Below are 12324 nucleotides of genomic sequence, written 5' to 3'. Positions count from 1 at the left end.
TTTGCCTGGCGGCAGTAGCGCGGTGGTCCCACCTGACCCCATGCCGAACTCAGAAGTGAAACGCCGTAGCGCCGATGGTAGTGTGGGGTCTCCCCATGCGAGAGTAGGGAACTGCCAGGCATCAAATAAGTGGAAAGCCCTGTACTGACGTACAGGGCTTTTTGCTATGAGGAATTTGGTGGTTTTCGTTCGAAATCTGTTCGAAAATTTCATGTGTTTACCGATTTAGCCTCTGCTCGTTATCACTACTTTCTTCTCATTTTCCGTCCTTTATAACCAAATTCTCTGAATTAATAACTGAAGCTGAAACATTTTCACTTATCACTTGCAGACTCGACATCTTAAACAAAACCCGCTATCTTCGGCTATCTAGAAGTCTAAACGTATAAATGGATGCAGTGAGGAAGTTGTTATGCCGATCCGGGTTCCAGATGAACTACCAGCCGTGAATTTCCTGCGCAATGAGAACGTCTTTGTCATGACGTCATCACGTGCGAAAACTCAGGAGATCCGTCCTCTGAAGGTGCTGGTTCTCAACCTGATGCCGAAGAAAATTGAGACAGAAAATCAGTTTTTACGGCTGCTTTCGAACTCTCCTCTGCAGATTGATGTACAGCTGCTGCGCATTGATAGCCGTGAGTCTAAAAACACCCCGGCTGAGCACTTGAATAACTTCTATTGTGACTTTGAAGATATTCAGCATGACAACTATGATGGCCTGATCGTCACTGGTGCGCCGTTGGGATTGGTAGACTTCTGCGATGTCGCTTACTGGCCGGAAATCGAGCGTGTCATTCACTGGGCAAAAGAACATGTAACATCGACACTGTTTGTCTGCTGGGCGGTTCAGGCTGCGCTGAACGTGCTTTACGGGCTGCCAAAAATGACCCGTGAGGGGAAGCTTTCCGGTGTTTATCAACATCAGACATTGCAACCGCTGGCCTTACTGACGCGTGGCTTTGATGAAAGCTTCCTGGCACCGCATTCCCGTTATGCAGATTTTCCGGCGGATGTGCTCCGCCAGTATACAGATCTGGATATTTTTGCGGAGTCTGAAGAAGCCGGTGCATACCTCTTTGCGACCAAAGATAAACGCATGGCCTTTGTCACCGGGCATCCTGAATATGATGCGGGAACGCTGGCAGGGGAGTATCTGCGCGATGTGGCGGCGGGCATATCTCCGGAAATGCCTCACAACTATTTCCCGCAGGATAACGCCGAATTATCACCAAAGGCGACCTGGCGGAGTCACGGGCATCTACTTTTCACTAACTGGCTGAATTATTACGTTTATCAGATCACGCCGTTTGATCTGCGCCAGATGAATCCAACCCTCGAGTAACCCTCCTTATAAGATTTCAGCAGACGATCTTACGGTCGTCTGTTAATCCTCTTTTTATCCCTGCGATCTTTTTGTCTGACGCCTTCCTTCTGTTCAAATTCTTAGTCTTTTCGAAACCCATTACCATTTTGTAGAATAATAATTTCTCTCTATATTACTGATTAAAAATAAGATTTTATTTTTTTTAAAATAAAATGGAAATGGTTTTTGATTTTATGAAATTTATGATTACGCTTAAATCTATCGGGCAATAAATGACCAGGGAAAAATCGCCTCAGGATCAAGAGAGCAGCCCTGGTGTGTTTTCAACCGTAACAGCCTCTGCTCAGTGAAGCATTCGGGCAGATTAAGCAGATAAATCAGGAGAAAAGCGATGTCAGAGGAAATTACCCGCAGTCAGCTTGGCTTCACGCGTCGTTTTGGTGAGAATGAAGCGCAAATTTTGACTGAAGAGGCGGTGGATTTTTTGTCCGAACTGGTCGTGCGTTTTACCCCGCTGCGTAACCGATTACTGGCAGATCGTATTGCCGTACAGCAGAAGATAGATCAGGGAACGTTACCTGATTTTATTTCGGAAACTCATTCCATAAAAAAAACAGACTGGCAAATACGCGGGATCCCGGCTGATTTGTTAGATCGCCGGGTAGAAATCACTGGCCCTGTTGAACGCAAGATGGTGATCAATGCACTGAATGCCAATGTGAAAGTCTTTATGGCGGACTTTGAGGATTCTCTGGCTCCGGACTGGCAAAAAGTCATCGAGGGGCAGATTAACTTACGCGATGCGGTGAACGGGACTATCAGCTACACCAATGAATCCGGAAAGATTTATCAACTCAAGCCCGATCCGGCCATTCTGATCTGTCGCGTACGTGGGCTGCACTTGCCTGAGAAACACGTCACCTTGCAGGGCGAGGCGATCCCCGGTTCTCTGTTTGATTTTGCTTTGTATTTCTTCCATAACTACAGCGCATTACTGGCTAAAGGCAGTGGCCCCTATTTCTATCTGCCAAAAATGCAGTCTTATCATGAAGCTGAATGGTGGAGCCAAGTGTTCAGTTTCGCCGAAGATTATGCGGAACTCCCGCGCGGCACAATCAAAGCCACGGTATTGATTGAAACTCTGCCCGCTGTTTTCCAGATGGATGAAATCCTTTATCACCTGAGGGATCACATCGTCGGCCTGAACTGTGGTCGCTGGGATTACATCTTCAGTTATATCAAAACGTTGAAGAATCACGCCGACCGCGTATTGCCCGATCGTCAGTCCGTGACTATGACTCAGCCTTTCCTTAATGCGTATTCGCGCCTGCTGATCAAAACCTGTCACCGTCGAGGTGCATTTGCGATGGGCGGGATGGCGGCATTTATCCCCAGCAAAGACGTTAAACGTAACGAATGGGTGCTGAACAAAGTTCGGACTGACAAAGAGCTGGAAGCGAATAACGGACACGATGGCACCTGGATTGCACATCCGGGTCTTGCTGACACCGTGCTTGAAGTGTTCGATAAAGCACTCGGTGGCCGTTCCAACCAGCTGGATATCTCACGCGAGGAGGATGCCGACATCACTGCTGAGCAATTGCTGGACCCTTGTTCCGGTGAGCGCACCGAAGAGGGCATGCGTGCCAATATCCGTGTGGCTGTGCAATACATTGAGGCCTGGATCTCCGGTAATGGCTGCGTGCCGATTTATGGATTGATGGAGGATGCTGCCACGGCGGAAATCTCCCGTACGTCAATCTGGCAGTGGATCCACCACGGCAAATCGCTCAATGACGGACAGCCGGTCACCAAACCGCTGTTCCGCCGGATGCTCAACGAAGAAATGCTGGTCATTCAGCAGGAGCTGGGCGAACAGCGTTTCAGCTCAGGCCGCTTCACACAAGCCGCGGCGCTGATGGAAAAAATCACCACACAGGATGAGTTAATCGACTTCCTGACTCTGCCGGGCTATCAGCTGCTGGCCTGACTCTTCCTACCCTACACATAAAAAGACCGGAGCATTTGCCATGAAAACGACCCGTACTCAGCAAATTCAGCAGCTTGAAGAAACCTGGAATCAGCCACGCTGGAAAAATATCACCCGACCTTACACCGCGGCAGAAGTGATCAGCCTGCGTGGCTCGGTCAATCCTGAATGTACGCTGGCTCAGCACGGCGCGGCCCGTTTGTGGAATTTACTGCACGGTGCTTCGCGTAAAGGCTATGTGAATTGTCTCGGGGCGCTGACTGGCGGGCAGGCATTACAACAAGCTAAAGCCGGAATTGAAGCCATTTATCTATCCGGCTGGCAGGTGGCTGCTGATGCCAATACAGCTTCGAGTATGTATCCCGATCAATCGTTATATCCGGTGAATTCAGTGCCGGAAGTAGTTGCTCGAATTAACAATACTTTCCGCCGCGCGGATCAGATCCAGTGGGCGAATAACATTGAACCCGGTCAGCCCGGTTATACCGACTATTTCCTGCCGATTGTAGCCGATGCAGAAGCCGGTTTTGGTGGCGTACTCAATGCGTTTGAGTTGATGAAATCCATGATTGAGGCCGGTGCTGCTGCAGTTCATTTCGAAGACCAACTTGCTGCTGTGAAAAAGTGCGGACATATGGGCGGCAAAGTTCTGGTACCCACCCAGGAAGCGGTGCAGAAACTGGTCTCCGCGCGTCTTGCTGCTGATGTTCTTGGTGTTCCTACTCTGCTTGTGGCGCGTACCGATGCGGATGCAGCAGATTTACTGACATCCGATTGCGACCCGTATGACAGCCAGTTTATTACCGGCGAAAGAACGCATGAAGGTTTCTACCGGACACATGCAGGCATTGAACAGGCCATCAGCCGCGGGTTGGCATATGCACCATATGCTGACGTGGTCTGGTGCGAAACATCCACGCCTGATCTCAAACTGGCGCAGCGTTTTGCCGAGGCCGTCCATGCAAAATTCCCGGGCAAACTGCTCGCCTACAACTGTTCGCCATCGTTTAACTGGAAGAAAAATCTCGACGATAAAACCATCGCGAGCTTCCAGGAGCAACTGGCCGCAATGGGCTATCAGTATCAGTTCATTACGCTCGCGGGCATTCACAGCATGTGGTTCAACATGTTCGATTTGGCTCATGCTTATGCACAGGGTGAAGGCATGAAGCACTATGTCGAAAAAGTGCAGGAACCAGAATTCGCTGCCATCAGCCGTGGATATACCTTCGCTTCTCATCAGCAGGAAGTCGGAACCGGCTATTTCGACAAAGTGACTACCATTATTCAGGGCGGACGCTCTTCAGTTACCGCGCTGACCGGCTCTACAGAAGAACAGCAATTCTCCTCTACGTCGCACTGACGGTCTGTTACTGACTCTCTGCTGGCCCGGCGAAATCCGGGCCTTTTTTTCCTATGGAGCCGCCGCTATGCGTATAGAACTTTTGATCGCGCAGACTATTTTGCAGGGATTCGACGCACAGTACGGCCGTTTTCTCGAGGTGACATCGGGGGCGCAACAACGCTTTGAAAATGCCAACTGGCCCGCTGTACAGGCGGCGATGAAGCAACGTATTCATTTGTATGATCACCATGTCGGACTGGTCGTCACTCAGCTTAAATGCATCACCGGCCAGCATTTTTATGATGCCGCGTTTCTGATCCGCATTAAGGAATGTTACTCCGAATTACTGCCTGATTATCCCAGGGCTGAAATCGCCGAAAGCTTTTTTAATTCAGTCTATTGCCGCATATTCAAACATCGTGATCTGTCGGCAGATAAACTGTTTATTTTCAGCGAGCAGTCCGCCCGGCGACCGCAGAATTGTTCCCGTCCCTTGTCACGCAGGTATCCGGTGAAGGGCCATCTGATCGCGGCATTGTCAAAAGTGCTTGATGACCTGCCGGTACGTTTGCCGTGGGAAGATGCAACCCGCGACGTTGATTATATTGCCACGGCATTGCAGCAACGCTTTTCCGCTGAGTGGCTGGCGGATGCTGATATCGAGATCGCTACCGAGATTTTCTATCGCAATAAGGCCGCGTGGATTATCGGGAAAATTCGCTCGGCTTTGCAGGTATTTCCGCTGTTAATGCCGGTACATCTCGGTCAGAACGGCCAGTTATTTGCAGATGCCTGTCTGACAGAAGGCAATGACGCCAGTATTGTTTTCGGTTTTGCTCGTTCGTATTTCATGGTGTACGCCCCTCAGCCCGGTGCGCTGGTTGAATGGTTGCGCGAGATTTTACCTGCGAAAACTACTGCTGAACTTTACAGCGCAATTGGCTGCCAGAAGCATGCAAAAACAGAGTGTTACCGCGAGCATCTGCGTTTTATGGATCAAACCGATGAGTCTTTTATTATTGCGCCGGGCGTCAAAGGCATGGTCATGCTGGTTTTCACGCTTCCGGGCAGTGACCGCGTTTTCAAAGTCATAAAAGATAATTTTGCGCCGCAGAAAGAAGTGACCGAAGCACAGGTCATGGCGTGCTATCAGTTAGTGAAAGAACATGACCGCGTAGGGCGTATGGCTGACACCCAGGAATTCGAGCATTTTATTCTGCCTAAGAAAAATATCAGCCCGGAACTGATGATCGAATTACAACGTGAAGTGCCAGCAAAAATTGAAGACCTGGATGACAGCATTGCGCTGCGCCATCTGTATATCGAACGTCGGATGACGCCGCTGAATTTATATCTGGAACAGGCCAGTGACGCGCAGCTGTATGATGTGATTGAAGAATATGGTAATGCTATCAAGCAACTGGCTGCGGCGAATATCTTTGCCGGGGATATGTTGTTTAAGAATTTTGGCGTGACCCGTCACGGCCGCGTAGTGTTTTATGACTACGATGAAATTTGCTACATGACTGAAGTGAATTTCCGCGATATTCCTGCGCCGCGCTATCCTGAGGATGAACTGGCCAGTGAACCCTGGTACAGCATTGCGCCCGGTGATGTTTTCCCGGAGGAATTCCGTCATTTCCTGTGCAGCGATAAACGCCTCCGGCAGATTTTTGAGTCGCTGCACGACGACCTGTTCAGCGCCGGGTACTGGCGCGGTTTGCAGCAGCGCATCAGCGAAGGGCATGTGGAAGATGTCTTTGCTTACCGCCTTTCTCAGCGCTTCAGCCGCCGCTAAATTGCTGAAATCCCGCCACACTCAGGCGGGATTTCAGCATCTCTGTCAGTGTTTCCCGCCACCGTAGGCCTGGGTAATCTCTTTTGCCGCATGGATCACCAGCGCGCCCAGCTCAGTCACACGGTCATCAGTGATCCGCGAGATAGGACCCGAAATAGATATAGCCGCGTACGCATCGTTATGCTCGTCGTAAATGCAGGTCGCCACGCAACGCAACCCAAGCGCATGTTCTTCATCATCAAAGGCATAACCGCGTTTGCGGGTATCTGCCAGCTCCTGTTTCAGGTTCGCCGGCGACGTTTTTGTCAGCGGCGTATAGCTGTGCAGGCCAATCTTGTGCAGCAGCTTTGCCAGACGTTCTTCCGGTAAAGTTGAAAGAAACGCTTTACCGGCACCCGATGCATGCATAGGCAGTTTGCCACCAATCGGCGCGGACATTCTCATCAGCGCATTGCATTGCACCTGATCGATGATGATCGCCTGATAATCGCTGTGATCCAGCACCGCCAGATTCACGGTCTCGCCGGATTCTTCCATCAGACGGCGCAACATCGGGTGCACCATCGCCAGCAAATTACGACTTTGCAGGAAACTGCTGCCGACAACAAAAGCGTGCGAGCCAATGGTCCATAAACCCAAATCGCCTACCTGACGAACAAACCCTTGTTGCTGCATGGTGGTCAGCAGCCGATGGGTAGTAGAATTAGGTAAACCCGCCTGCTGCGCCAGATCTGTCAGCGCAACGCTGCCCTGCGCTTCAGCAATATATTCCAGCAACTTAAGGCCACGTGTCAGGGACTGAACCTGCCCGGTCGCGGCGCTGCCTGTTGCGGCAGCGGCTTTGGTTTTCTTAGCACGTTTGGCCGGAGCCGATACGGACGTTGCCATGAGCCTGTTCCTTGTAAGATGCGCCAAATGCTGGCGAAGAAAAGTCATTTTTGGAATTGGTTTTCGTTTTTACAGTATGGATCGCAACATGCCTTTGCGCTCATCCGATGTGTTGCATTGCATTTGCGGGATGTCTTCCCGAATTGAAAAAGTCTCACGTCGGCGCGGGCTTTTGGCTGAGGAAGGTATGCTAGGATGTTGACCATAATTTCCGGTGTATGAATGAACAATTTGCCGGGTGTGAGTGACGGGTGATGAGGTGAAAGTGACTAATCGAGTTGAAGCGCTACATAAGCAACTGGCAGAGCGCATTTTGGTTCTGGACGGCGGCATGGGCACCATGATCCAAAGCTATCGCCTGGAAGAGGAAGATTACCGCGGTGAACGTTTTGCTGACTGGGAAAGCGACCTTAAAGGCAACAACGATCTTCTGGTGCTCTCAAAACCAGAAGTGATTGTCGAGATCCATAACGGTTATCTTGCTGCTGGCGCTGATATCCTTGAAACCAACACTTTCAACTCCACCACGATTGCGATGGCTGATTACCATATGGAATCGCTGTCTGCTGAAATTAACTATGAAGCCGCACGGCTGGCACGCCAGTGTGCCGATGAATGGACCGCCCGCACGCCGGATAAACCGCGTTACGTCGCCGGTGTGTTAGGCCCGACCAACCGCACGGCGTCGATTTCCCCTGACGTTAACGATCCCGCGTTCCGTAACGTGTCTTTCGATCAGCTGGTGGAAGCTTACCGAGAATCAACCCGCGCGCTGATTGAGGGCGGTGCAGATCTCATCATGATCGAAACCGTATTTGACACACTCAATGCTAAAGCCGCCACATTCGCCGTAGAAAGCGAATTCGAAGCGATGGGTATCGTCTTACCTGTGATGGTTTCCGGCACAATTACCGACGCCTCAGGGCGTACATTATCCGGCCAGACCACGGAAGCTTTTTATAACTCACTGCGCCATGTTAAACCGCTCACTTTCGGCCTGAACTGCGCCTTGGGGCCGGATGAATTACGCCAGTATGTCGCTGAATTGTCGCGCATTGCTGAATGTTATGTGACGGCTCACCCGAACGCCGGTTTACCTAATGCCTTCGGTGAATATGACCTGGAAGCCAAAGATATGGCGGAGCACATTGCCGAATGGGCGCGCTCGGGCTTCCTGAATATTGTCGGCGGTTGCTGTGGTACCACGCCTGCACATATTGCGGCGATGGTGAAAGCCGTCGAAGGCGTGCCGCCGCGTGCATTGCCGACTATTCCTGTTGCCTGCCGTCTGGCAGGGCTGGAACCGCTGACCATTGATCCGCAGACGCTGTTTGTGAACGTCGGCGAACGTACCAACGTTACCGGTTCTGCGCGCTTTAAGCGATTGATCAAAGAGGAGAAGTATTCTGAAGCGCTGGCTGTTGCCCGCCAGCAGGTTGAAAGCGGCGCGCAAATCATCGACATCAACATGGATGAAGGGATGCTAGACGCCGAAGCCGCAATGGTGCGTTTTCTCAGCCTGATTGCCGGTGAGCCGGATATCGCCCGTGTGCCGATTATGATCGACTCCTCCAAATGGGATGTCATCGAGAAAGGCCTGAAATGCATTCAGGGCAAAGGGATTGTTAACTCCATTTCGATGAAAGAGGGTGAAGAAGCCTTCCTGCATCACGCCCGCCTGGTGCGCCGCTATGGGGCAGCTGTGGTGGTGATGGCATTCGATGAAACCGGACAGGCGGATACCCGCGCCCGAAAAATTGAAATCTGCCGTCGTGCCTACAAATTGCTGACGGAAAAAGTCGGCTTCCCGCCGGAAGACATCATTTTTGACCCGAATATTTTCGCGGTCGCCACCGGTATCGAAGAGCACAATAACTACGCCGTCGATTTCATCGAAGCCTGTGCCGATATCAAAGCACAACTGCCGCACGCGTTAATTTCCGGTGGTGTTTCCAACGTTTCCTTCTCGTTCCGCGGTAACGAACCGGTGCGCGAAGCCATTCACGCCGTGTTCCTGTATCACGCCATCCGCAACGGTATGGATATGGGTATCGTGAACGCCGGTCAGCTGGCTATTTATGATGACTTACCGGCTGAACTGCGTGACGCCGTTGAAGACGTGATCCTCAACCGTCGCGACGATGGTACCGAGCGTCTGCTCGAACTGGCCGAAAAATACCGTGGCAGCAAGGACGATGGCGAAGCGAACAAGCAACAGGCGGAATGGCGCAGCTGGGAAGTTAAAAAACGTCTCGAATACTCGCTGGTGAAAGGCATTACTGAATTCATTGAACTGGATACCGAAGAGTGCCGCCAGCTGGCCGCACGTCCTATCGAAGTGATCGAAGGCCCGCTGATGGACGGTATGAACGTCGTCGGTGACCTGTTCGGTGCCGGTAAAATGTTCCTGCCGCAGGTAGTGAAATCCGCGCGCGTGATGAAACAGGCCGTGGCCTATCTGGAGCCGTACATTGAAGCAAGCAAGGAGAAGGGCCAGACCAACGGCAAAATCCTGCTCGCGACGGTAAAAGGCGACGTGCATGACATCGGCAAAAACATCGTCGGTGTGGTACTGCAATGTAATAACTACGAGATTATCGATCTCGGCGTGATGGTGCCTACGGACAAAATTCTGAAAACTGCCATTGAAGAAAACGTCGATATTATCGGGTTGTCAGGGCTGATTACGCCGTCTCTCGATGAAATGGTCAATGTGGCGAAAGAGATGGAACGCCGTGGTTTTACCATGCCATTGCTGATTGGTGGCGCGACCACATCCAAAGCGCACACCGCCGTTAAAATCGAACAAAATTACAGTGGCGTGACCTGCTACGTGCAAAATGCCTCGCGCTCTGTCGGCGTGGTTTCTGCCTTGCTGTCAAAAGAGCAGCGTGACGCGTTTATCGAACGTACGCGCAAAGAGTACGACACCGTACGCATCCAGCACGCACGTAAAAAGCCACGCACACCGCCGGTCAGCCTTGAAGTTGCACGCGATAACGCGACGACTATCGACTGGGACGATTACACACCGCCGGTTGCTCATCGCCTGGGCATTCAGAAAGTGGAAGCCAGCATTGAAACGCTGCGTAATTACATCGACTGGACGCCGTTCTTCATGACCTGGTCGCTGGCCGGTAAATATCCGCGCATTCTCGAAGATGAAGTGGTCGGCGAAGAAGCGAAGCGCTTGTTCCAGGATGCCAATGACCTGCTCGATAAACTCTCCGCAGAGAAGTTACTGAACCCTCGCGGCGTTGTCGGATTGTTCCCTGCGAACCGTAAAGGCGATGACATCGAAATCTACAGCGATGAACGCCGCGAAGACGTGCTGGTGGTCAGTCATCATTTGCGCCAACAAACGGAAAAAACAGATTTCGCCAACTATTGTCTGGCGGACTTTGTCGCACCGAAATCGAGCGGTAAAAAAGATTACATGGGTGCATTTGCCGTCACCGGCGGGCTGGAAGAAGATGCGCTGGCTGAGGCATATGACAAGCAGCATGATGACTACAATAAAATCATGATTAAAGCGCTGGCGGACCGTCTGGCAGAAGCGTTTGCGGAATACCTGCATGAGAAAGTGCGTAAGGTTTACTGGGGCTTTGCACCGACAGAAAATCTGAGCAATGAAGAACTTATCCGGGAAAATTATCAGGGGATCCGTCCTGCACCGGGTTATCCGGCCTGTCCTGAACACACTGAAAAAGGCCAAATCTGGAAGCTGCTGGATGTTGAAACTAACACCGGTATGCAACTGACCGAATCCTTTGCGATGTGGCCGGGCGCTGCGGTATCCGGTTGGTATTTCAGCCATCCTGACAGCAAATACTTCGCCGTGGCGCAGATTCAGCGCGATCAGGTCGAAGATTATGCCGCGCGTAAAAATATGCCAATTGGCGAAGTTGAACGCTGGCTGGCGCCGAACTTAGGTTACGACGCCGACTAATACCCGTCATCCTTCAAGTTGACTCTGCGTTGGCTGCCATCACGAACCCCAGTCACTTACTTCAGTAAGCTCCTGGGGTTCATTCAGTTGCCGCCTTAATTCATCTCGAATGATTTAGGGTATCCCATCGGTGTGTTTTTCCACTTGAATCAACTCACTTCCACATCAATGTGCAGCGCGTCATAGCGCCAGTACTCCAGATCGCAGTCGATGACCCGGTCGTGCTGGTCACGGTTAATACGCGTGATAAACAGCGCCGGACTGCCGGAAGCGACTCTCAACGCACGCGACGCTTCTTCTGGCAGTAGCGTCGGCACCATATCAAACCGCACGCGCCCGTAATGAATGTCATAGCGGGAAGCATATAAATCTGTCAGAGATGTCGTGAGATCCGCATCAAGAATGCCCTGAAAATACAGCGGATTAAGGTAATGCTCGACATACAGCACCGGGCGCTTGTCGATATAACGCAACCTGCGGATACAAATCACCTCACTCTCTGACGGCAACAGCAGCTTCTGGCTGACCGTTTCACTGGCTATGCAGTATTTCGCATCAATGACTTCGGTTTGCGCATGACGTCCCTGATCTTTCGCCATCGCGTGAAAGTGACTTCTTTGCAGCGGGTTGTAGACAATGCGCGGCGGGGAAACAAACCAGCCCCGGCGTACCTCCCGGTAGATCAACCCCTGCGCCTCGAGCTGGCTTAATGCTTCCCGTAATGTGATTCGGGTGGTGGAAAATTGTTCACTTAACGCCCGCTCAGAAGGCAGCCTTCCCTTGGCAGAAAAAGCCCCGGCCGCAATACTTTCGCTCAATGCCTTGCAGATGACAGCAAGGGTGGTCTGCGATTCACTCATCGGTCAGCAAGCCTCATTTCAGTGCGTTTTTGCACCAACCTGACTCTTCGTTGTGTAAATAGTGTGCGCTTGTTAACAGCTATAAGCTTAAAAATGCTGCTTTTTCATGCTGACATATAATTATCACAATTGAGCGTTAGATTGGCTTGGTTCTTGCTGGACTAGACCAG

At 51.4% G+C, this 12324-nt stretch carries 7 protein-coding genes and 1 rRNA gene; 6 read left to right on the top strand and 2 right to left on the bottom strand.

Annotated features, from left to right (window positions below):
- The first annotated feature begins 4 nt into the window (after positions 1-4).
- The 5 genes from rrf to aceK all read left to right on the top strand — a co-directional run bounded on the left by rrf (position 5) and on the right by aceK (position 6457).
- Positions 5-120: ribosomal RNA gene (gene rrf, locus J1784_RS13650) — 5S ribosomal RNA — on the top strand.
- 292 nt (positions 121-412) lie between these two features.
- Positions 413-1342, top strand: coding sequence for a homoserine O-acetyltransferase MetA (gene metA / locus J1784_RS13645; RefSeq protein WP_217149673.1), 930 nt, complete (start codon positions 413-415; stop codon positions 1340-1342).
- 373 nt (positions 1343-1715) lie between these two features.
- Positions 1716-3314 (top strand): malate synthase A, encoded by a 1599-nt coding sequence (gene aceB / locus J1784_RS13640; protein ID WP_217149672.1) that lies wholly within the window; start codon positions 1716-1718, stop codon positions 3312-3314.
- Positions 3315-3354: 40 nt separating this feature from the next.
- Positions 3355-4677, top strand: a complete 1323-nt coding sequence (aceA, locus tag J1784_RS13635) for an isocitrate lyase (RefSeq protein WP_217149671.1) — start codon at positions 3355-3357, stop codon at positions 4675-4677.
- A 67-nt stretch (positions 4678-4744) separates the two neighbouring features.
- Positions 4745-6457 (top strand): bifunctional isocitrate dehydrogenase kinase/phosphatase, encoded by a 1713-nt coding sequence (gene aceK, locus J1784_RS13630; RefSeq protein ID WP_217149670.1) that lies wholly within the window; start codon positions 4745-4747, stop codon positions 6455-6457.
- 45 nt (positions 6458-6502) lie between these two features.
- On the opposite strand, the gene iclR is transcribed toward aceK, so the two are convergent.
- The gene (gene iclR / locus J1784_RS13625) at positions 6503-7345 is read right to left on the bottom strand and encodes a glyoxylate bypass operon transcriptional repressor IclR (protein ID WP_217149669.1); all 843 of its coding nucleotides are present in this window, start codon (positions 7343-7345) and stop codon (positions 6503-6505) included.
- Positions 7346-7610: 265 nt separating this feature from the next.
- Here iclR and metH point away from each other — a divergent pair, with 265 nt between their 5' ends.
- A complete protein-coding gene (metH, locus tag J1784_RS13620; protein ID WP_217149668.1) occupies positions 7611-11294 on the top strand; it encodes a methionine synthase in 3684 nt (1227 codons plus the stop codon).
- Positions 11295-11443: 149 nt separating this feature from the next.
- Here metH and J1784_RS13615 read toward each other — a convergent pair whose 3' ends face one another.
- Positions 11444-12154 carry a UTRA domain-containing protein gene (locus J1784_RS13615; protein ID WP_217149667.1) on the bottom strand — a complete coding sequence of 237 codons (711 nt, stop codon included), beginning with the start codon at positions 12152-12154 and terminating at the stop codon, positions 11444-11446.
- Positions 12155-12324: the final 170 nt, after the last annotated feature.

Source organism: Rahnella ecdela, from assembly GCF_019049625.1.
In the GTDB taxonomy this organism is placed as follows: domain Bacteria; phylum Pseudomonadota; class Gammaproteobacteria; order Enterobacterales; family Enterobacteriaceae; genus Rahnella; species Rahnella ecdela.
Note: the sequence above shows the minus strand (reverse complement) of the source record. Positions and strands in the feature narration are given on the sequence as shown.